Here is a 20,292-nt window from a genome sequence, read left to right on the forward strand (position 1 = left end):
CGATGAACGGGTTCGCATCGATGCTCGCGCGGCTGGCCGCGCCGTCGGCCATGCGCCGCGCGCTCGCCGCCGCGATGCTCGCCGCGCCGCTCGCCGCGCATGCGCTGCCGGCCTACGACGACGTGCGGCGCGACTGGCGCAGCTCCGACTGGGTGCTGCTCGCGCGCGACGGCGCGCCGCTTCAGCGCACGCGCGTCGACCTCGCCGAGCGGCGCGGCGACTGGATCGCGCTCGCCGACGTGTCGCCCGCGTTTCGCGAGGCAATCGTCGTATCGGAAGACAAGCGCTTCCACGCGCACAGCGGCGTGGACTGGCGCGGCATCGCGGGCGCCGCGTGGGGCAATCTGTGGAACGAGCGCACGCGCGGCGCGTCGACGGTGACGATGCAACTGGCGGGCCTCCTGAGCGACACGCCGCGCCGCTCGGGCCAGCGCTCGCTGCCGCAGAAGGCCGTGCAGGCGATGAACGCGCTGCGGCTCGAACGCGGCTGGCGCAAGGACCAGATCCTCGAGGCGTATCTGAATCTCGTGCCGTTCCGCGGCGAAACGGTCGGGCTCGACGCGATGTCGCACGCGCTGTTCGGCAAGGCGCCGTCGGGGCTCGACGTGCGCGAATCGGCGGTCGCCGCCGCACTCGTGCGCGCGCCGAACGCGTCCGCCGCGAAGGTCGCCGAGCGCGCGTGCCGGATCCTGCGCGACATGCGTGCCGAGCAGCCGTGCGAATCGCTCGACGGCTACGTGCGCTTCGTGACGTCCGCCCCGCCGCCCGCCGCGCGCGACGACGGCGAAGCGCTCGCGCCGCACTTCGCGCGGCGCGTCGCGGCCGAGGTGAGGCCCGGCGCGGGCGCGCGCGTGCGCTCGACGCTCGACGCGCCGCTGCAGCGCTTCGCGCGCGACACGCTCACGCGCGCGCTCGCCGAGCTGAACGCGCCCGCCCATCGGCGCAACGTGCAGGACGGCGCGGTCGTCGTGATCGACAACGCGACGGGCGAGATCCGCGCGTGGGTCGGCTCGTCGGGCGCGCTGTCCGCCGCGCGCGACGTCGACGCGGTGCTCGCGCCGCGCCAGGCCGGCTCGACGCTCAAGCCGTTCCTCTACGCGCAGGCGATCGACGAGCGGCGGCTGACCGCCGCGTCGCTGCTCGACGACGCGCCGATCGATCTCGCCGCGGGCGGCGGCCTGTACATCCCGCAGAACTACGACAAGCACTTCAAGGGCTGGGTCAGCGTGCGCACCGCGCTCGGCGGGTCGCTGAACGTGCCGGCCGTGCGCACGCTCGTGCTCGTCACGCCGCACCGCTTCGCGCGCACGCTGACGGCGCTCGGGCTGCCGCTCGCCGAAGAAGGCGACTACTACGGCTTCAGCCTCGCGCTCGGCAGCGCCGACGTCACGCTGCTGTCGCTCGCGAACGCGTATCGCGCGCTCGCGAACGGCGGCGTCGCGCGCGCGACGCTCGACGTGCCGGGCGGCGGCGGAAACGATGCCTTCAGGTCGCCGCGCTCCGCGTCGAGCGTGTCGAGCGTGTCGAAGTCGGCGATTGCGACGTCGGCGGCTACCAGGTCGGCGGCTTCCACAGCGGCGGTTTCCACGACAGCCGCTTCGAAGCCGGCCGCGTCCAGGCCGGCCGCGCCGCCCGCGCGCGCCACGGCCGGCACGCGCGTATTCAGCGAGGCCGCGAGCTACATCGTCACCGACATCCTCGCCGACAACAACGCGCGCGTGCGCACGTTCGGCTTCGACAGCCCGCTCGCGACGCGCTTCTTCTCCGCGGTCAAGACGGGCACCAGCAAGGACATGCGCGACAACTGGGCGGTCGGCTACACGTCGCGCTACACGGTGGGCGTATGGGTCGGCAACGCGGACGGCTCGCCGATGTGGGACGTGTCCGGCGTCACGGGTGCGGCGCCCGTGTGGGCCGCGATCGCAGGCTACCTGCACCGCGATCTCGCGAGCCGCGCGCCGCGGCCGCCCGCGGGCGTCGAGCAGCGCCGCGTCGCGTTCGAGCGCGACGTCGAGCCCGCACGCCTCGAGTGGTTCGTCGCCGGCACCGCGCTCGACACGGTGCGCCTCGCCGCGCCCGCGACGACCGGCGCCGGCGGGCCGCGCGCGCCGCTTTCGATCGGCGCGCCGACCGACGGTACAATCTTCGCGATCGATCCGGACATTCCGCCGAAGCATCAGCGGATCTGGTTCGAGCGCGCGGCGGGGCGCGCGGCGCGCTTCTCGTGGCGGCTCGACGGCAAGGTGATCGGACACGGCGACCGGCTCGCGTGGATGCCGTGGCCGGGATCGCACCGGCTCGAGCTCGTCGACGCGCGCGGCGATGTCGCGGACGCGGTCGGCTTCGAGGTGCGCGGCGCGTTCGCGAGGACGGCGGCCAATCCGAAGCCGTGACGCGGCGAGCGGCCGTTCTCGTGGCAACGCATGTGCGTTCCGTATGTCAACAGACCCTGGGATGGCCGCGAGCAATGCGCCGCGGAGGCCGCCATGAACCGACCAGATTCCTATCGTTCGCTGCTGAACATCCCGGGCTTGCCGCCGCTGCTCGTCGCAGCGATCTTCTCGCGCCTCGCCGGACGGATGTTCGTCCTGACGCTGGTGCTTTTCGTGCTGGCGCGGTTTTCGTCGCCCGAGTGGGCCGGATGGCTGACGTTCGCCGCGATCGCGCCCGGGCTGATCGTCAGCCCCGTCGCCGGCGCGATCCTCGATCGCGTGGGACCGACGGCCGCCGTCGGGATCGACTTTGTCGCGAGCGCCGTCTTCGTCGCCGCGGTCGGCGTCGCCGGCTGGGCCGGCTCGGCCACGCCCGCCGCGCTGGCCGTCCTCTCGATCTTGTATTCGCTCACCGGCCCGCTGGGTGCGGCGGGCACGCGCACGCTCCTGCCGCGCCTCGTGCCGCCCGCCGCGCTCGACAGAGCAAACGCGCTCGACACCGCGATCTATGCGATCGTCGACGTCGCGGGACCCGCGCTCGCCGGCGCGATGGCCGCCTCGCTGGGACCGGCGGCGGCGATCCTCGTGATTGCCGTCGCGTATGCCGTCGCGGCGATTTGCCTGTCGCGCGTGCCGCGCCTGCCCGGATTGGCCGCAACCCGCGCGTCGCTGTGGAAGCAGGCGATCGAAGGCATCGGAATGGTGGCGACGCAACCGACGCTTCGAGGGCTCGCGATCTCTTATTCGTTGTACCAGATCACGTGGGGAGCGCTCATCGTCGTGGTCCCCACCTTTGTCGCCGCGCACTTCTCCCGCGCGTCGGCAAGCTCGATCACCGGCCTGATGTGGGCCGCAGTCGGCATCGCGGGCGGGCTGGGGGCACTGCTTGCCGGCCGCCTGCGGACGGACGGCCGCGAGCGCAAGATCATGGCCGCCGGCATGGCCGTCACCGCGGCGGCGGCGTGGCCCGTCGCGGGCGAATTCGGGCTCGCCGGATTGATCGTCGCGCTGGTCCTGGCCGGCATGGCGGCCGGCCCTGTCGACGTCGCGCTGTTGACGCTGCGTCAGCGGCGAACGGCCCCTCGGCAGCTCGGCCGCGTCATGTCCGTCTCGATGAGCCTGAACGTCGCAGGATTTCCGGTCGGGTCCGCCATCGCGGGCATGCTGATCGACACTTCGTCGTCGGTCGCGCTGATGGCGGCCGCCATCGCGTCCGCGATCGCGGCGCTCGCGACTTCGGCGATCCCGCACGACATCGGCTCCGTTCAGGCCGGAAAGGAATCCGGCTAGAAGGGTCTGTTCATGCGCATGACGGGCTTGCGCCGGCCCCGCCGTCGGCGTCCGATCGAATTCCGGCGCGCAGACGCCGGCGCTCATGCCGCCGCCCGGCCCGCGGGCCCGAACAACCAACAACCTCGCGCCCATGCCGGGCGCCCTGCTTCGCGGCTCGCCCGCGCACCGTTCGCGCCCGATGCGCCGGCCCGCGTCGCGCACACTTCCCCCGCGACGGCGCGCACTCACAGCGCATCGAGAAACTGCTCGAGCACCGCCTTCATCTTGCGGATCGCCGCGTCCGGCAGCAGCATCACGAGCTTCGCGACGAAGCCGATCGCGCCGAACGCCTTCACCCGGTCGACGGCGCCCGTCTGGACATCGGCCGGCACGACGATCACGAACGCGTTCAGGCCGTCCTCGCGAATGCGCTCGAGCCCCGCGCCCTTGCCGACCGGCTTCGTCGTGAAGAACGGATCGAAGATCCGCTTGAGGTTCTCGGGCGCGATCCCGCAGCCCGCGTCGGCGACCTCGAACCAGATCCGCGCGGCATCGCCCGCGTCGATGCCCGCGCGGATCGTGATCGCGTCTTGCGCACGCGCGCGAGCCCTTCCTTCGATTCGTCGGCGAGCGCCGGCGCGAGCTGCGGCTGCCGCTCGGCGACGAGCCGCCCGACCGCGTGCGCATGCGCGATCAGCGCGTCGAGATAGCCGCCGAGCATATTCACGTTCGACAGCACGAACCCGACCGGATTGTTGATCTCGTGCGCGATGCCGGCGGCGAGCTGGCCGATCGCCGCGAGCTTTCCCGACTGCAGCAGTTGCTGATGCGCGTGCGCGAGCTGGCGATTCAGGTCCGACAGCTCCGCATGGCGCGCGGTCAGCTCGGCGAGCGCATCGGTCAGCCGCTTCTCGCGGTTTTCCAGCGCTTCGTGCGCGATGCAGATATCGGTTGCGTCGACGATCGTCACGCCCACCGCGCCGATGCCGCCGCCTCCGTCGTCGAGCGGGACGAAGCTGCAGTTTTGCCGCATCGCGTCGATCGTGCCGGTGATCGGGCGCGAATGGTCGAAGCGGAACAAATACGAACAGACCTGGCCGATCGCGTTCTCGCGCGAGCAGCCCGTGTGGTACTGCATGAAGCCGTTCCACGCGAGGATGCGCATGTCGCGGTCGACCGAGAACACGCCGCAATTGAGCCGCTCGACGATCGCTTCGGACATCTGCATGCTGGCGGATTCGGACATGGCGCGGGTTCGGTTCGTGCGGAATCAGGTGAGAATCGGACGGAAAGCGGCCGGCGCATCGCGCAGGACCGAAAAACCGCTTCCCACAACCCGGATGACGGCCGCATCGAATGGCCGCCCCATACGGGGAATCCCTGCCCGCATCGGCGCGGGAGCGCGCGCACGGCAACGGCCCGGGCGCATTCATTCCACGTTGAATTTTCCCGCCTTGAATTTAACTAACTCATCAATTAATATCCAGCTCCATGAGCACGAAACGTCACCCAGCCAAGCCACGCGGCCGCCGCCCTTCGGTCGAGAATTTCGACGTGCGCGAGCATCTGCTCGACACCGCCACCCGCCTTTTTTCCGAGCGCGGCATCGCGGCGACCACCATCGCCCAGATCGCCGCCGCCGCCGGGGTCACGTCGGCGCTGGTTCATTACTACTTCACCAATCGCGAAATCCTGCTCGACGCGATCGTCGAGGAACGGCTCGCCCCTTCCATCGGCTTCGTCTGGGACGCCGTCACCGGCGATTCGAACGCCGATCCGTTCGTCATGACGAGCGAGCTCGTCAGCCGCCTGTTCGACGTGACGCGCCGCATGCCGTGGCTGCCGCCGCTGTGGTTCCGCGAGGTCGTCAACGAAGGCGGCATGTTGCGCGAGCGCATGATCACGCGCATCCCGTTCGACAGCATCAAGCGCTTCGGCGCCCGCGTCGTGCGCGCGCAGCAGACGGGCGCGGTGAACCCCGGGCTCGACGGGCCGCTCCTGTTCAGCTCGATCGTCGCGCTCGCGATGCTGCCCCAGGCGATCGCCAAGTTGCTGCAGAGCGTTCCCGGCTTCCCGGCCATCGAAAGCGAGACATTGCAGCGGCACGTCACGGCGCTCCTGCTGAACGGCCTCACGCCGCCCGGCAAGCGCGCGGCCGCGGCAAGGCCACGCGCCGCGCATCCATGAGGTCCACGCCATGAAGCGTTTCCGCCCGCGTTTGCGCCCGTTTGCGCGCGCGCTCCCGATCGGCGCAGCGTCCGCCGCATCCGCCGCGTGCGTCATGCTCGGCGCGTGCTCGCATCGGGACGAGACGGCCTGGCAAGGGTATGTCGAAGGCGAATTCGTGTATCTCGCCTCGTCGCAGTCCGGCAAGCTGACCCGGCTCGACGTCGCTCGCGGCCAGCACGTCGACGCGAACGCCGTCGTCTTCACGCTCGAATCCGTCGACGAGGCGAATGCGCTGCGGCAGGCGCAGCAGCAACTCGCCGCGGCGAGCGCGCAATTCGCCGATCTCCGGACGGGCAAGCGGGCGCCCGAAGTCGGCGTGACGAGCGCGCAGCTCGCGCAGGCCGTCGCGACGGCTCGCAAGGCCGAATTGCAATCGGCGCGCGACGAAGCGCAGTATCGTGCGGGCGGCATCCCGAAGGGGCAGCTCGACGATTCGCGCGCGGCCGCCGACGCGGCTCGCGCCCAGGTGCGGGAGCTGACCGACGCGGTCGAGGTCGCGAGGCTGCCGGGGCGGCCGCAGCAACTGCTCGCGCAGGCCGCATTCGTCGAAGCGGCGCAGGCGGCGGTCGCGCAGGCGCAATGGAAGCTCGATCAGACGCGCGTCGCCGCGCCCGCCGGCGGGCGCGTGTACGACACGCTCTATCGCGTCGGCGAATGGGTGCAGGCAGGCAGCCCCGTCGTGCAGATGCTGCCGCCGCAGAACGTGAAGGTGCGCTTCTTCGTGCCGCAGGCCGTGGTCGGATCGCTCGCGCCCGGCCGCGCGCTGACGATCCGCTGCGACGGCTGCGCGTCGGACGTGGCGGCCCGCATCACCTACGTGTCGAGCTCGGCCGAATACACGCCGCCCGTCATCTACAGCAACGAAAGCCGCTCGAAGCTCGTGTTCATGGTCGAGGCGCGCCCTTCCGTCGACGATGCGCAGCGCCTGCATCCCGGCCAGCCTGTCTCGGTGACGCTGCGATGAACACGCGCGACGCGCCGCTCGCGATCGACGTGCGCAACCTCAACAAGCGCTTCGGCGACAAGCATGTCGTCAACGATGTGTCGCTGCAGGTCGCGCGCGGCGAGATTTTCGGTTTTCTCGGGCCGAACGGCAGCGGCAAGACCACGTCGATCCGCATGATGTGCGGGTTGCTCACGCCCGACTCGGGCAGCGGCACGTGCCTCGGCTACGACATCGTGCGCGAGAGCGCGCAGATCAAGCGCAACGTCGGCTACATGACGCAACGTTTCTCGTACTGGGACGACATGACGGTTCGCGAGAACCTCGATTTCGTCGCGCGCATCTACCGGATGCGCAACCGCAAGGAAAAGATCGAGCGCGCGCTCGAGCACCTCGGGCTGCAAACGCGCGCCGCCCAGTTGACGGGCGCGCTGTCGGGCGGCTGGAAGCAGCGGCTCGCGCTCGCCGCGTGCATGCTCCACGAACCGGAACTGCTGCTGCTCGACGAGCCGACGGCGGGCGTCGATCCCACCGCACGCCGGGACTTCTGGGAAGAGCTGCACCGGCTGGCCGCGCAAGGCATTTCGGTGCTGGTCAGCACGCACTACATGGACGAAGCGGAGCGCTGCCACAAGCTCGCCTACCTCGCATACGGCAAGCTGCTCGCGCAGGGCAGCGCGCAGGACATCACGGCGTCGCAGGCACTCGTGACGCGGGCGATTCACGGCGAGCGTCTGGCCGAGCTGTCGGAGCGGTTGCGCAAGACGCCCGGCGTCGACCAGACGGTCGTCTTCGGTTCGTCGCTGCACGCGAGCGGGCGCGATCCCGCAGCGCTCGAAACGGCGATCGCGCAGGCGACGGCCGGCCTGCCCGTGCGGGTGGAGCCGATCGAGACCGGGCTCGAAGACGTCGTCATCTACATGATGGGCCGCACCGCCGACAACTACGGGGCGTCATCGTGAGCGAACTCTTTTCCGTGACGCGCTGGTGGGGCATCGTCCTCAAGGAGTTCATCCAGTTGCGGCGAGACCGCATCACGTTCGGCATGATCATCGGCCTGCCCATCGTGCAACTGGCGCTGTTCGGCTTCGCGATCAACACGGACCCGAAGCATCTTCCCACCGCGACCGTCATCAGCGATCAGAGCCCGTTCTCGCGCAGCTTCGTCTCCGCGATGAAGCAGTCCGGCTACTTCGATTTCGTCGCGACGCTGCCGAACGACGACGCCGGCCGGCGCGCGCTCGCGCGGGGCGACGTGCAGTTCGTCGTATCGATCCCCGTCGATTTCTCGCGCCGGCTGCTGCGCGGCGAACGGCCCGCGCTGCTCGTCGAAGCCGACGCCACCGATCCGACCACGACGCAAGCGCCGCTCGCCGCGCTGCCCGGGCTCGTGCAGTCGGTCGCGGACAGGGACATCACGGGGCCGCTCGCGCATCTGAACGGCGGGGCCGCCGCGTTCGACGTGCGGATCCACCGGCTCTACAACCCGGAAGGCATCACGCAGTACAACGTCGTGCCGGGCCTGATGGGCGTGATCCTGACACTGACGATGGTCATGATGACGGGCCTCGCGATGACGCGCGAACGCGAACGCGGCACGATGGAAAATCTGCTCGCGACGCCCGTGCTGCCCATCGAGGTCATCGCGGGCAAGCTCGTCCCGTATATCGCGATCGGGCTCGTGCAGTCGTCGATCATTCTGGCGGCGGCGCGCTACGTCTTTCAGGTGCCGTTCGTCGGCAGCCTCGTCGCGCTCTATGTCACCGCGCTGCTTTTCATCGCGGCGAACCTGACGGTCGGCATCACGCTGTCGTCGATCGCGCAGAACCAGTTGCAGGCGATGCAGCTCACGATCTTCTACTTCATGCCGAGCCTGTTGCTGTCGGGCTTCATGTTCCCGTTCGCGGGCATGCCCGTGTGGGCGCAGTGGATCGGCAACCTGCTGCCGCTCACGTACTTCAATCGCCTCGTGCGCGGCATTCTGCTCAAGGGCAACGGCTGGGCGGACCTCTGGCCCTCGGTGTGGCCGATCGCGATCTTCACCGTCGTCGTGATGGCCGTCGCCGTGCGCTTCTACAGGCGCACGCTCGACTAGGGCGTGACATATGGAGAAGGCTCGACGATGAAACCCTGCCTGCCGCTGTTCGCGTTCGCGTTCGCGCTGTGCGGATGCACGGTCGGCCCGGACTTTCGCCCGCCCGCCCCGCCGGACGTCTCGACGTATGCGCGCGAAGCGCTGCCCGTCACGACGCGCGCCGCGAACGCCGCGCAAACGCTCGCCGCCGCCCCGGCCGCCTTGCCCGCATGGTGGACGCGGTTTCGATCCGACGCGCTGAATCGTCTCGTCGACACGGCACTGCAACGCAGCCCGACGCTCGACGCGGCGCGCGCGAGGCTCGCCGAGGCGCGCGAGGACTACATCGCACAAGCGGGCGCATCGCTGTTTCCCGCGATCGACGCCAGGCTCTCGGGCGCGCGCCAGAAAGTCGATCCGGCCGCGTTCGGCATTCCGAACGTGCCGAAGCCCGGGCCGTTCACGCTGCTCAACGCATCGGTGAGCGTGTCGTATGCGCTCGATGCGTTCGGCGGCAATCGGCGCGCGCTCGAAGCGCTGCTCGCGCAGGTCGATTTCCGGGCTTACGAGCTTCAGGCCGCTCGTTTGACGCTCGCCGGCAACGTCGTGTCGACGGCGATCCGGCGCGCATCGCTGCAACGGCAGATCGCGCTGACGCAGCGGCTCATCGACGCGCAAGCGCAGCAACTGGCGATCGTCGAAGCGCGCTACGCGGCGGGCGGCGTCGCGCGGCTCGACGTGCGAGCGCAGCGAACGCTGCTCGCGCAGACGCGCGCGTCATTGCCGGCGTTGACGACGCAGCTCGCGCAGGCGGACCACCTGCTTGCGATCCTGCTCGGTGCGGCGCCGTCGAAAGCCGATTTCGGCGACCTCGCGTTCGATGCGCTGCATCTACCCGACACGGTGCCCGTCACGCTTGCGTCGACGCTCGCTCGCGAACGTCCGGACATCCGCGCGTCCGAGGCGCTCCTGCATCAGGCCAGCGCGAACGTGGGCGTCGCGACGGCGAACCTGTATCCGCAATTCGTGATCTCGGCGAGCGCCGGCTCGCAGCGCACGCGCATGGCGGATATCGTCGACGGCATGAACATCTGGAACATCGGCCTGAATCTGACGCAGCCGATCTTTCATGGCGGCGAGCTGCGCGCGAAGCGCCGCGCGGCGCAGGCCGCTTACGACGCCGCATTCGCATCGTACCGACAGACTGTCCTGCAGGCGCTGCAGCAGGTCGCCGATGCGCTCGATGCGCTGAAGGACGACGCGCAGGCGCTGGATGCGCGCGACGCCGCGGCGCTGGAAGCGCAGGCGAGCGTCGAGATCGCGCAGGCCCGCTATGCGGCGGGCGGCGTCAGCCTGTTCGGCCTGCTCGATGCCCAGCGCCAGGCGTCGCAGACGGCGCTCGACAGGACGCGGGCGCAGGCCGACCGGCTCGCCGATACGGCGGCGCTGTTTCAGGCGCTGGGCGGCATGACGCCCGATTCGCCGGCGGATCGGATACGGAAGCCATAGCATCGGGCGCGGACGCGAACGTGCATCGATGGGTGGTCGCGCGCAGCGCGCCGTAACGCGGCGAGCGCGAGCGGGCAACGAGCGGAAGCGATCGACCGGCTCGCTGCCCGGCCGTCGGCTACGCGCGCCCGTTCCGTTCGGGTGCGGCAGCCGGCGGCCGATCGCTCGGGTGCCGTGGGCCGGCGGCCGGCCGCTCGAAAACCAGTATCGGCTCGCCCTTGTATTCGGCGACGGCGACTTCCCGATAACCGAACTCCGCGGCCAGCCGGATCGAGAAACGATTTTCCGGGCCGATCAGGCAAACGGTGCGCCGAGCCGCCAGATGCGCGTCCGCCCAATCGAGCACCGCATGCAACGCTTCGCGCGCGATGCCCTGCCCCCACGCGGCCGGGGCGAGCGCACCGCCCAGTTCGGGCGCATCGCCGAGCGCGGGAACGATGTCGCGCTTCGCATCGGCGAAGCCCACTTCACCGATGAAGAATGAAGAGGCCGGTCTCTTTTTCGCGAGCCATCCCGTAGCCGAAGCCCAGCAATTGCCAATGCCCAACGTAGCGCAACAGGCGCAGCCAGCACTCTTCCGCGGCGAACGGTTCGTCGCGTATCAGACGGGTCACGCCGGGATCGGCCCACAGTGCCCGGCTGCCTTCGAAATCTTCGAGGCGATGGCCGGACAGGATCAAGCGCGCCGTCTCGATCACCGGAGCGGATCGGCCGGCGCCGCCATCGACTTGCTGCTGCATGATCCCTTGCACGTTTGAGCCGTTCCGGACTGGCCGGAGGCCGGCGCGATTCGATCATGGCCCGACGTCGGTTCGCGCGAACCGACGATCGCACGCGCGGTTTGCGTCGACAGACAGCGATCGCCGATCGCGTCGAGCGACGGAGCAAGGGATCGGCGCCGCTCCTGCTGCACGGGTTCGATCATGAAATGCGCGCTCCGACGCGAGCGCGCGGCGGCCTCACCGTCGCAGGTTGACAATGTCGAATCGGGCCGCCACGCACGCCACGTCGCAGTCTTCGCAATAGAGTCCGCCGAGCCCGCCGAGACGCGGCGACGTCGCGGCCCCCATACCTGCGTCGCGGCGCCCTGCGCGGGCGTCTTGAAGGTCGGATCGAGCAGCACGTCAGGCTCGTCGCCCCAGTCGAACGCCATCATCTCGTCGCGTGTCAGATGCCGCTGCAGCGGCGTCGCGATCTTGCCGTGATGCAGCGAAAACGCATGCACGCCGTCACGCGCGCCGAACGCATCGAGTTGCACCGCGAACAGCGCGTCGGCCGTCTTCGATTCGCGCACAATCGACCCGCAGCGACGCCTGCGCCGCCCTCGCCTCCCGTCACGACCGGATCGACGCGCCCCGCTCCTCGAGCAGCGCGCGCAGCACGCTGCGGTGGCAGTGCGCCTCGTTCTCGCAATAGCAGCCGATCGCAAAATTCGACGTTGCCGACAACGCGGCGAGCACGTCGAGCACCCTGCTCGCGTCGCCGTGCTTCATCTCCGCGCGGAACTTGCGCGCGAACGCCTTCCATTCGGCGTCGGATTCCGCCGCCTGCGCTTCGGCGACGAGCTCCGGGCTCGGCGACAGCGTCGGCAGCCAGACGTCGTAGTAGTCGCGCGACGCGAACGCTTCCTTCGGCACGCCGCGCGGCGGACGGCGCACGGTGCCGATCCGCACGCCCTCGTCGTCGGCGCGCGGCTCGCCGAGCCGGACGATGCTGATGCTCATGTTGGACTCCCGTTCAGAGTGATCGACGCGCGGGGCGCGCTTGAGTTGCCGGCGCGCGCGCCGCACACCGCGCGCGGTCCTTGCCGATCCGCGATACCGATGCCGACTCCGCAACCGCATCGCGCCGCCGATCGCCTTCGATGCGATCCGATGCGATCAGCCCCCGACGCGCCGCCGCGGGCATCCGGCATCGCACCGCCCCAACCACATACCGCGCGCGCCAGGGCCCAGCTTCCCGCCGCGCCCGACGCGCGCGCAAACGTCAGACGCCGCTCGCGATCACCGCGCCGATCGCTTCCGCGACGACGCCGACGTTCGCCTCGTTCAGCCCGGCGACGCACATCCGGCCCGAGCGCAGCACATAGACGCCGTGCCGCTCGCGCAGGCATTCGACCTGCGCCTCGGTGAGCCCCGTGTACGTGAACATCCCGCGCTGCCTCACATAGCGCGACAGCGCCTCGCCCTGCACATGCGCGCGCAGGCCGTCGTGGATCGCGCTGCGCATCTTCGCGATGCGCCGGCACATCGCCGCGAGCTCTTCTTCCCATTGCGCGCGCAGCGCGGGCGTCGTCAGCACCTGCGCGACGATCCTCGCGCCGTAGGTCGGCGGATTGCTGTAGTTCGAGCGCACCGCGCCCGCGAGCTGGCCGAGCACGCGCGCGGCCGCCGCCGCGTCCTCGCAGATCACCGACAGCGCGCCGACGCGTTCGCCGTACAGCGAGAAGTTCTTCGAGAACGAGTTGGCGACGAACGCCGGCACGCCGCGGCGCGCGAGCTCGCGGATCGCGAACGCGTCGGCCGCGAGACCCGCGCCGAACCCCTGGTACGCCATGTCGACGAACGGCAGCAGCTCGCGCGCCTGCAGCACGTCGATCAGCTTCAGCCACTGCGCGTCGTCGAGGTCGACGCCCGTCGGGTTGTGGCAGCACGCATGCAGCAGCACGACGCTCTTCTTCGGCAGCGCATCGATCGCGGCCAGCATCGCGTCGAACTTCAGGCCGCCCGTCGCCTCGTCGTAGTACGGGTACGTGTTGACCGTGAAGCCCGCGCGCTCGAAGATGAACCGATGGTTCTCCCAGCTCGGATCGCTGATCCACACCTGCGCGTCCGGAAAGTAGCGCTTGATGAAATCCGCGCCGACCTTGAGCGCGCCCGAACCGCCGAGCGTCTGGACCGTCGCGATGCGCCCGGCCGCGCGCGCGTCGCTGTCCTCGCCGAACACGACCGCCTGCACCGCGTCGCGATACGCCGCGAGCCCCGTCATCGGCAGATACGGCTTCGGACCGGATTCGCGCTGCACGATGGCTTCGGCCTCGCGCACGGCGCCCATCACCGGAATCCGGCCGTCGTCGTCGAAATAGATGCCGATGCTCAGGTTGACCTTGCGCGTGCGCGGGTCCTGCTGGAAGTTCTCGTTCAGCGTGAGAATCGGATCGCCGGGGTATGCATCGATATGTTCAAACATGGCGGTTTCTACAGGTGAAGAAAAATCGGGTTCAACGGGCCGACACGCCGTCGCCGAGCGCATAGCCGGCGCCGCGCTGGCGGAACCGGTAGCCGACCGCGAGCACGACGAGCCACACCGGGATCAGATAGACGGACAGACGCAGATCCGGCGTGCGGAACATGACGACGAGGATGGCCGCCATGAAGACGAGACAGAGATAGTTCGTCAGCGGGTAGCCGAGACTCCTGAAGCGCGTCGTCTCGCCCGCCGCGCGTTTGGCCTGACGAAACCGCAGATGAATCACGCTGATCATTGCCCAGTTGATGATGATCGCCGATACGACGAGCCCCATCAACAGCTCGAACGCCTTGCCCGGCATGAAATAGTTGATCACGACGCACAGCGCGGTCGCGAACGCCGACACGCCGAGCGCGGCGACCGGAATGCCGCACCGGTTCGCGCGCGCGAGCGCCTGCGGCGCGTTGCCCTGCTGCGCGAGGCCGTACAGCATCCGGCTGTTGCAGTACACGCAACTGTTGTAGACGGACAGCGCGGCCGTCAGCACGACCACGTTCAGCACGTTCGCGGCGGTGTCGCTCGACAGCGCGTGGAAGATCAGCACGAACGGACTGCCGCCCGTCACGACCTTCTGCCACGGATACAGCGACAGCAGCACGCCGAGCGCGCCGATGTAGAAAATCAGGATCCGGTAGATCACCTGGTTCGTCGCGCGCGGGATGCTGTGCGACGGATCGTCCGCCTCCGCGGCCGTGATGCCGACGAGCTCGAGGCCGCCGAACGAGAACATGATGACCGCCATCGCCATCGCGAGGCCGCCGATGCCGTTCGGGAAGAAGCCGCCGTGCCGCCACAGGTTCGCGACGCCGGCATCCGGGCCCGCATGCCCCGACAGCAGCAGGTAGCCGCCGAAGCCGATCATCCCGACGATCGCGGCGACCTTGATGATCGAGAACCAGAACTCGGTCTCGCCGTACGACTTGACGCTCGCGAGGTTGACCGCGTTGATCGCGACGAAGAACACGAGCGCGGAGATCCAGGTCGGCACGCCCGGCCACCAGTACTGGACGTAGATGCCGACCGCGGACAGCTCGGCCATGCTGACGAGCACGTACAGCACCCAGTAGTTCCAGCCGGACAGGAAGCCCGTGAAGTGCCCGCAGTATTTGTTCGCGAAATAGCTGAACGAGCCGGCGACGGGCTCGTCGACGACCATCTCGCCCAATTGCCGCATGATGAAGAACGCGACGACGCCGGCGAGCGCATAGCCGAGCAGCACCGACGGCCCCGCCATCCGGATCGTCTGAGCAATGCCGAGGAAAAGCCCCGTGCCGATCGCGCCGCCGAGCGCGATCAACTGGATGTGGCGATTCTTCAGCCCCCGCTTGAGGCCGTCGTTGTCCTGATCTGAAACCATGTCTTCTCCGTCTCGTCCGCCCTTTTTGGAGGCGGCGCGCCTTCGGGCTGGCCCGGGCGCCGTGTACTTGTTCCGGCTGCCGGCGCGGATGTCGCGGCGGGCGGCCGGGCTGGGGATGTCGAGTTCCTGCGCGGCGTGCATCGTCTTCGCGTGGAGCGGGAAGCACAGCCCTCCGCTCCTGCCTGCACGCTCCGAGTTTTTATTGATCCCGCGCAAAAAATCGGGGCTCAGTTTATCGCCGGCAGGATGAAATGGGGTTTCGTAAGCCCTTCATGCAAACCCTACATTATGAGATAAAATTGCACACGGGAGACAATCAAGGAAACAAAAATGCAAGAACCGCTTCTTGATCGCATCGATCGCCATCTGCTCGAGATCCTGCAGGAAAATGGCCGCATCTCCAATCTGGAGCTTGCCAAGGCCGTCGGGCTGTCGCCCGCGCAGACGCTGCGGCGCCACCGGCGCCTCGAGGAGATCGGCGCAATCAAGCGCTACGAGACCCGGCTCGACGCCGACACGCTCGGCTTCGGCGTGACCGCGTTCGTCCAGGTGACGATGGAACGCGGGCACATCCGCGATCTGTCGACATTCCAGAAGCTCGTCTCCGAGCTCGCGCAAATCCAGGAGTGCTTTTCGGTCACGGGCGACATCGACTACGTGCTGAAGGTCGTCGCCGCGGATCTGAAGGGCCTGTCGACGTTCCTGCTCGACACGCTGATGCGCATCCCCGGCGTGAGCGGCGTGCATTCGAGCGTGTGCCTCGACGAGATCAAGTGCACGAGCGCGATGCCGCTGTAACGGCGAGAAGTGGCGAGCAGGACTCGCCGCCGCGCATCATGCGACGTAGCCCGCGACGCTGACGAACTGGCACAGGCTGCCCGCCAGCACGAACAGGTGCCAGATGCCGTGCCCGTGGCGGATGCGCTCGTCGTTGACGAAAAAATAGATGCCGACGCTGTAGATGACGCCGCCCGCCACGAGCCAAGCCGTCCCCGCCGCGGGCAGCGCATGGACCAGCGGGCGGATCGCGACGAGCGCGAGCCAGCCCATCAGCACGTACAGCGCCATCGACACGCTGCGGGTGCGCCGCCCGAGCGTGAGCTCCTGCACGATGCCGAACGCGGCGAGCCCCCAGCTCACGCCGAACAGCGACCAACCCCACGGCCCGCGCAGCGTGACGAGCGTAAACGGCGTGTAGCTGCCCGCGATCAGCAGATAGATTGCCGAGTGATCGCACTTCTGCAGGATGGCTTTCAGGCGCGGGCCGCGCACGCTGTGATAGAGCGTCGAGATCGCGTAGAGCACGCACAGCATCGCGCCGTAGACGCTGAAGCTCACCACCTTGTACGCATCGCCGTCGAGCGCGCCCATCGTCACGAGCGTGGCGAGCCCCGCCACCGACAGCACCGCGCCGACGAGATGGGAAATGCTGTTGAAACGCTCACCGACATGCACGACGCTACGCTCCACTTCGACACGGGTTGATCAAGACGAATAGCTCATATGATACCGATCCCACGGCGAAGACGGCGGCCGCTTCGTGGCCCCGGCCACGCTTGCGGGCAATTTATTCGATGCGGCTTGATCGAGCCGAACAAAATCGACCGCCGCGCGAAGGCCCGCGCGGCAATGCGAAACGAAACGGGCGGACGCCGAACCCGGCGCCCGCCCGTTTCATCGCTCGGCGAGCCGGGCGGCAAACGCCGCCCGCCCCGCTTACATCGTCACCTGATCGAGGAAGGTCTTCTTGCCCCCCTTGAAGTCGTACAGCGAAATCACGCCGTGCTTCAGGTCACCCTTCGAATCGAAGACCGTCGTGCCGATCACGCCCGTGTAGTTCGTCTTCGGCATCGCCGCGAGAATCTTCGCCGGGTCCGTCGAGTTCGCGCGCTTCATCGCGTCGACGATGATGTACACCGCGTCATACGTGAACGGCGCGTCGAAGCGGATCGGCTGGTTGAAGCGCTTCTCGTACTTCGCCTGGAACGCCGCGCCGCCCGGCATCTTCTCGAGCGCCGCGCCCGCCTGCGAGCACACGACGTTGTCGGCCGCATTGCCGGCAAGCGCGGGCAACTGCTCGGTGCATACACCGTCGCCCGAGAAGATCTTCGCGCGCAGGCCGAGCTGCTTCGCCTGCTTCGCGAACGGGCCGCCCGTCGCGTCCATGCCGCCGTACATGATCGCGTCCGGGTTCGTGCCCTTGATCTTCGTCAGGATCGCGCGGAAATCGACCGCCTTGTCGTTCGTCGCGTCGTGCGACAGCACCTTCAGGCCGAGCGCCTTCGCCTTCTTCTCGAACTCGTTCGCGAGGCCCTGGCCGTAGGCCGTCGAATCGTCGACGACGGCGACCGTCCTGATCCCCTTTTGCTTCGCATAGTCGGCGAGCGCCGGGCCTTGCTGCGCGTCGGTCGCGACGACGCGGTAGGTCGTCTTGAAGCCTTGCTGCGTATAGGCCGGATTCGTCGCCGACGGCGAGATCTGCAGGATGCCGGCATCGCTGTAGATCTTCGACGCCGGAATCGACGTCCCCGAGTTCAGGTGGCCGATGACCGCGACGACCTTGCCGTCGACGAGCTTCTGCGCGACCTGCGTCGCGGTGCGCGGGTCGGCCGCGTCGTCCTGCGCGTCGAGCTGGAGCGTGACCTTCTGGCCGCCGATCGTGAAGCCCTTCGCGTTGATTTCCTCGACGGCGAGGCGCGCGCCGTTCTCGTTGTCCTTGCCGAGGTGGGCGATGCCACCCGTCAAGGGCTCGGCGCTGCCGATCTTCACGACCTGATCGGCCAGCGCATGCGCCGAGGCCGCGGCCATCACCATCGCGGCCGCGCTGATCGGCAACAGTCTGTTGGTTTTCCTTTTCACTGCAGTCTCCTTGTTGGACGGGCGTAGATCATATGATCGGATGATACCCGTTCAAAATTCGTGCAGCGAGTCTCGCGAGGAGTCCGCGCCCGCGGCTCAGGCCTTGACGTTCATCGCGATCCGCGCGGTGAACACCGTCTTGCCTTCCGAATCGGTAATCTCGACCGGGACGAGCTCGCGATCGCGGCGTGGCGGTCGGTTTCGAAGGCGTAGGCTCGACGCGCCGCATCACTGCACCGCAAGATCGAAGATCCGCGTCATCGGCGTCCATTTCATGCCGGCGGGCGTCCACGGCGTCGGCTGCTGGAACGTGCCCATCAGCGCTTCCCACTCGACGATCTTCGCGTCGGCGCGCGCGTCGGCGTCGAAACGCGCCGCGTCGAACCGCGCGTCGTCGGTTTCCATCACCATCGTCATCCGCGTGCCGAGCCGATAGATCTCCATCGCCACGACGCCATGCGCGCGAAGATGCGCGGCGACCTCCGGCCAGATCCGCTCGTGATGCGCTTCGTAGCGCGCGATCGCATCCGGGTCGTCCTTCAGGTCCAAAGCAAGGCAGTAACGCATCGCGCGCTCCGTCGTCGATCGTCGGGGAAGCCGCGTCAGGTCAGCGCGCGATCGAGATGCGTGTAGCCGCCGTCGACGAACAGCCACTGCCCCGTCGTGTGCGACGCGCGCTCGGACAGCAGGAACACCGTCGTCCACGCGATCTCGTCGGCGCTCGTCATCCGCTTGCCGAGCGGGATCTTGCGCGCGATCGACTGCAGCTTCGCGTCCGGATCGTCGAACTGCGCGAGCCAGTTCGCGTAGAGCGGCGTCATCACCTCGGCGGGAACCACCGCGTTCACGCGCACGCCGTCGCCCGCGAGCGATGCCGCCCATTCCCGCGTCAACGAAAGCTGCGCGCCCTTCGATGCGCAATAGCCGCTCGTGCCGCCTTGCCCGGTGATCGCGGTCTTCGACGACACGTTGACGATCGCGCCGCGGCTCGCCTTCAGATGCGGCAGGCAATAGTGCGCCATCACGTAGTAGTGGATCAGATTGCTCGCGAGCGACGCGACGAATGCGTCGCGTCCCGCGTCGAGCCCGACGCTGTCGTTGACGCCCGCGTTGTTGACGAGCCCGTCGATCCGGCCAAGCGCCGAGATCGTCTCCTCGACGGCCTCGCGGCAGCGCGCGTCATCGGCGAGTTCGACGCGCACGAAACGCGCGCGCGGCTGCAATGCGAGCATGCGTTCGGCGAACGCCGCGTCGAGCGGGCTGCGGCCGAGCACGACCGGAATCGCGCCTTCCCCGGCCAGCGCGAGCGTGATCGCGCCGCCGATGCCCGAGCCGCCGCCCGTCACGATCACGACCTTGTCTTTCAGGTTCAGGTTCACTTGTCTGCTCCGATGTTTCGACGGGCGCCGCGCCGGATCGCCCGACGGCGAAGCGAAGCGCAGCGGCCGACGCGCGACGCCCGCCCGGTCTTGCCGCGCCCCGTTCGCGTCAACCCTGCACGACCCGCTGCCGCTGCTCGCCGAGCCCCTCGATGCCGACCCTCATCACCTGCCCCGCGCGCAGATAGACGGGCGGTTTCTGGCCGAGCCCGACGCCGGGCGGCGTGCCGGTGGAGATCACGTCTCCCGGCTGCAGGCTCATGAAGCGGCTCAGGTAACTGATCAGGAACGGCACGCGGAAAATCATCGTCGCGGTCGAGCCATTCTGATAGCGATGGCCGTCGACGTCGAGCCACAGTTTCAGCCGGTGCGGGTCCGGCACTTCGTCGGCCGTCACGAGCCAGGGCCCAAGCGGGCCGAACGTGTCGCATCCCTTGCCCTTGTCCCACGTGCCGCCGCGCTCGAGCTGGTACTCGCGCTCGGACACGTCGTTGACCACGCAATAGCCGGCCACGTGCGCGAGCGCATCCGCTTGCGCGATGTGGCGCCCGCCCGTGCCGATCACAACGCCGAGCTCGACCTCCCAGTCGGTCTTCGTCGAGCCGCGCGGGATCTCGACGTCATCGTCGGGGCCGCAGATCGCACTCGTCCATTTGCCGAAGACGACGGGCTCGCTCGGCACGTCCATGCCGGATTCGGCCGCGTGGTCCGAGTAGTTGAGCCCGATGCAGATGAACTTGCCGACGCGGCCGACGCATGCGCCGAGCCGCGGCGCGCCTTCGACGAGCGGCAGGCTCCCCGGATCGATCGCGCGCAGCCGCGCAAGCGCGTCGGGGCCAAGCGCGCTGCCCGCGACGTCGTCGATGACGCCGGACAGATCGCGAATGCGCCCCTGCGCGTCGAGCAGGCCGGGTTTTTCGTGGGACTTCGCCCCGTATCGCAACAGTTTCATGAATTCGCCAGGTAGGTGAGTGCCAATGAACGGCGCA

The 20,292-nt window shown here is 68.8% G+C and carries 18 protein-coding genes and 3 pseudogenes; 8 read left to right on the plus strand and 13 right to left on the minus strand.

Translation table 11 applies throughout. The annotated features are described in order from the left end of the window. The first annotated feature begins 2 nt into the window (after window positions 1–2). Both WS92_RS10365 and WS92_RS10370 read left to right on the plus strand, forming a co-directional pair. Entirely contained in the window at window positions 3–2,393 is a 2,391-nt protein-coding gene (locus WS92_RS10365; RefSeq protein WP_059930128.1) for a transglycosylase domain-containing protein, read from the plus strand. Window positions 2,394–2,486: 93 nt separating this feature from the next. Next, window positions 2,487–3,722: an MFS transporter gene (locus WS92_RS10370; RefSeq protein ID WP_059930130.1), complete on the plus strand. Its 1,236-nt coding sequence runs from the start codon at window positions 2,487–2,489 to the stop codon at window positions 3,720–3,722. A 227-nt stretch (window positions 3,723–3,949) separates the two neighbouring features. Here the strand turns inward: WS92_RS10370 and WS92_RS35705 are convergent, their stop codons facing one another. Both WS92_RS35705 and WS92_RS10380 read right to left on the minus strand, forming a co-directional pair. Further along, window positions 3,950–4,105 (minus strand): response regulator, encoded by a 156-nt coding sequence (locus WS92_RS35705; RefSeq protein WP_171845213.1) that lies wholly within the window; start codon window positions 4,103–4,105, stop codon window positions 3,950–3,952. Window positions 4,106–4,138: 33 nt separating this feature from the next. Further along, window positions 4,139–4,950, minus strand: a pseudogene (locus WS92_RS10380) (ATP-binding protein); the annotation flags it as partial. A gap of 245 nt (window positions 4,951–5,195) precedes the next feature. Between WS92_RS10380 and WS92_RS10385 the strand changes: the two are divergent. Genes WS92_RS10385 through WS92_RS10405 form a run of 5 tightly spaced genes read left to right on the plus strand, consistent with a single transcriptional unit; the run spans window position 5,196 to window position 10,459 of the window. Further along, complete coding sequence (locus tag WS92_RS10385; protein WP_015603517.1) at window positions 5,196–5,891, plus strand: TetR/AcrR family transcriptional regulator; 696 nt, start codon at window positions 5,196–5,198, stop codon at window positions 5,889–5,891. 10 nt (window positions 5,892–5,901) lie between these two features. Beyond that, entirely contained in the window at window positions 5,902–6,897 is a 996-nt protein-coding gene (locus tag WS92_RS10390; protein WP_006027514.1) for an HlyD family secretion protein, read from the plus strand. Next, complete coding sequence (locus WS92_RS10395; RefSeq protein ID WP_059930134.1) at window positions 6,894–7,838, plus strand: ABC transporter ATP-binding protein; 945 nt, start codon at window positions 6,894–6,896, stop codon at window positions 7,836–7,838. Before WS92_RS10390 ends, WS92_RS10395 begins: the two co-directional genes overlap by 4 nt. Then, window positions 7,835–8,971 carry an ABC transporter permease gene (locus WS92_RS10400; protein WP_059930136.1) on the plus strand — a complete coding sequence of 379 codons (1,137 nt, stop codon included), beginning with the start codon at window positions 7,835–7,837 and terminating at the stop codon, window positions 8,969–8,971. Before WS92_RS10395 ends, WS92_RS10400 begins: the two co-directional genes overlap by 4 nt. A 27-nt stretch (window positions 8,972–8,998) precedes the next feature. Continuing rightward, a complete protein-coding gene (locus tag WS92_RS10405) occupies window positions 8,999–10,459 on the plus strand; it encodes an efflux transporter outer membrane subunit (protein WP_059930138.1) in 1,461 nt (486 codons plus the stop codon). 118 nt (window positions 10,460–10,577) lie between these two features. On the opposite strand, the pseudogene WS92_RS10410 reads toward WS92_RS10405, so the two are convergent. The 5 genes and pseudogenes from WS92_RS10410 to WS92_RS10430 all read right to left on the minus strand — a co-directional run bounded on the left by WS92_RS10410 (window position 10,578) and on the right by WS92_RS10430 (window position 15,065). Then, window positions 10,578–11,199 (minus strand): annotated as a pseudogene (locus WS92_RS10410) (GNAT family N-acetyltransferase). Next, the gene (locus WS92_RS36505; RefSeq protein ID WP_059930142.1) at window positions 11,154–11,753 is read right to left on the minus strand and encodes an SDR family NAD(P)-dependent oxidoreductase; all 600 of its coding nucleotides are present in this window, start codon (window positions 11,751–11,753) and stop codon (window positions 11,154–11,156) included. Before WS92_RS36505 ends, WS92_RS10410 begins: the two are co-directional and overlap by 46 nt. Window positions 11,754–11,793: 40 nt before the next feature. Beyond that, entirely contained in the window at window positions 11,794–12,183 is a 390-nt protein-coding gene (locus WS92_RS10420; RefSeq protein ID WP_006027521.1) for a DUF488 domain-containing protein, read from the minus strand. Window positions 12,184–12,445: 262 nt separating this feature from the next. After that, complete coding sequence (locus WS92_RS10425) at window positions 12,446–13,648, minus strand: amino acid aminotransferase (protein WP_059930144.1); 1,203 nt, start codon at window positions 13,646–13,648, stop codon at window positions 12,446–12,448. A gap of 31 nt (window positions 13,649–13,679) precedes the next feature. After that, a complete protein-coding gene (locus WS92_RS10430; protein ID WP_059930146.1) occupies window positions 13,680–15,065 on the minus strand; it encodes an amino acid permease in 1,386 nt (461 codons plus the stop codon). Window positions 15,066–15,395: 330 nt separating this feature from the next. Here WS92_RS10430 and WS92_RS10435 point away from each other — a divergent pair, with 330 nt between their 5' ends. Further along, a complete protein-coding gene (locus WS92_RS10435; RefSeq protein ID WP_006027524.1) occupies window positions 15,396–15,863 on the plus strand; it encodes an Lrp/AsnC family transcriptional regulator in 468 nt (155 codons plus the stop codon). Between the two features lie 36 nt (window positions 15,864–15,899). On the opposite strand, the gene WS92_RS10440 is transcribed toward WS92_RS10435, so the two are convergent. The 6 genes and pseudogenes from WS92_RS10440 to WS92_RS10460 all read right to left on the minus strand — a co-directional run bounded on the left by WS92_RS10440 (window position 15,900) and on the right by WS92_RS10460 (window position 20,255). Further along, window positions 15,900–16,520 (minus strand): PAQR family membrane homeostasis protein TrhA, encoded by a 621-nt coding sequence (locus WS92_RS10440; protein ID WP_009914721.1) that lies wholly within the window; start codon window positions 16,518–16,520, stop codon window positions 15,900–15,902. 261 nt (window positions 16,521–16,781) lie between these two features. Beyond that, on the minus strand, window positions 16,782–17,879 hold the full coding sequence (locus WS92_RS10445) for a branched-chain amino acid ABC transporter substrate-binding protein (RefSeq protein WP_051139245.1): 1,098 nt from the start codon (window positions 17,877–17,879) through the stop codon (window positions 16,782–16,784). A 141-nt stretch (window positions 17,880–18,020) separates the two neighbouring features. Then, window positions 18,021–18,101: pseudogene (locus WS92_RS31785) on the minus strand (DUF4442 domain-containing protein); the annotation flags it as partial. 51 nt (window positions 18,102–18,152) lie between these two features. Beyond that, on the minus strand, window positions 18,153–18,491 hold the full coding sequence (locus tag WS92_RS10450) for an L-rhamnose mutarotase (protein WP_009914716.1): 339 nt from the start codon (window positions 18,489–18,491) through the stop codon (window positions 18,153–18,155). A gap of 35 nt (window positions 18,492–18,526) precedes the next feature. After that, on the minus strand, window positions 18,527–19,303 hold the full coding sequence (locus tag WS92_RS10455; RefSeq protein ID WP_059930148.1) for an SDR family oxidoreductase: 777 nt from the start codon (window positions 19,301–19,303) through the stop codon (window positions 18,527–18,529). A 109-nt stretch (window positions 19,304–19,412) separates the two neighbouring features. Then, window positions 19,413–20,255, minus strand: coding sequence for an ureidoglycolate lyase (locus WS92_RS10460; RefSeq protein ID WP_006027529.1), 843 nt, complete (start codon window positions 20,253–20,255; stop codon window positions 19,413–19,415). Window positions 20,256–20,292 lie beyond the last annotated feature (37 nt).

It is taken from the genome of Burkholderia sp. MSMB1588 (assembly GCF_001546925.1).
Lineage (GTDB): Bacteria > Pseudomonadota > Gammaproteobacteria > Burkholderiales > Burkholderiaceae > Burkholderia > Burkholderia humptydooensis.

Bases quoted from the DNA above. Each gene is read 5' to 3' on its own strand.
- WS92_RS10435 (WP_006027524.1), top strand. From the start codon at position 15,396: ATGCAAGAACCGCTTCTTGATCGCATCGATCGCCATCTGCTCGAGATC.
- WS92_RS10370 (WP_059930130.1), top strand. From the start codon at position 2,487: ATGAACCGACCAGATTCCTATCGTTCGCTGCTGAACATCCCGGGCTTG.
- WS92_RS10385 (WP_015603517.1), top strand. From the start codon at position 5,196: ATGAGCACGAAACGTCACCCAGCCAAGCCACGCGGCCGCCGCCCTTCG.
- WS92_RS10445 (WP_051139245.1), bottom strand. From the start codon at position 17,879: ATGGTGATGGCCGCGGCCTCGGCGCATGCGCTGGCCGATCAGGTCGTG.
- WS92_RS10420 (WP_006027521.1), bottom strand. From the start codon at position 12,183: ATGAGCATCAGCATCGTCCGGCTCGGCGAGCCGCGCGCCGACGACGAG.
- WS92_RS10425 (WP_059930144.1), bottom strand. From the start codon at position 13,648: ATGTTTGAACATATCGATGCATACCCCGGCGATCCGATTCTCACGCTG.
- WS92_RS10365 (WP_059930128.1), top strand. From the start codon at position 3: ATGAACGGGTTCGCATCGATGCTCGCGCGGCTGGCCGCGCCGTCGGCC.
- WS92_RS10395 (WP_059930134.1), top strand. From the start codon at position 6,894: ATGAACACGCGCGACGCGCCGCTCGCGATCGACGTGCGCAACCTCAAC.
- WS92_RS10405 (WP_059930138.1), top strand. From the start codon at position 8,999: ATGAAACCCTGCCTGCCGCTGTTCGCGTTCGCGTTCGCGCTGTGCGGA.
- WS92_RS10460 (WP_006027529.1), bottom strand. From the start codon at position 20,255: ATGAAACTGTTGCGATACGGGGCGAAGTCCCACGAAAAACCCGGCCTG.
- WS92_RS10390 (WP_006027514.1), top strand. From the start codon at position 5,902: ATGAAGCGTTTCCGCCCGCGTTTGCGCCCGTTTGCGCGCGCGCTCCCG.
- WS92_RS10450 (WP_009914716.1), bottom strand. From the start codon at position 18,491: ATGCGTTACTGCCTTGCTTTGGACCTGAAGGACGACCCGGATGCGATC.
- WS92_RS10430 (WP_059930146.1), bottom strand. From the start codon at position 15,065: ATGGTTTCAGATCAGGACAACGACGGCCTCAAGCGGGGGCTGAAGAAT.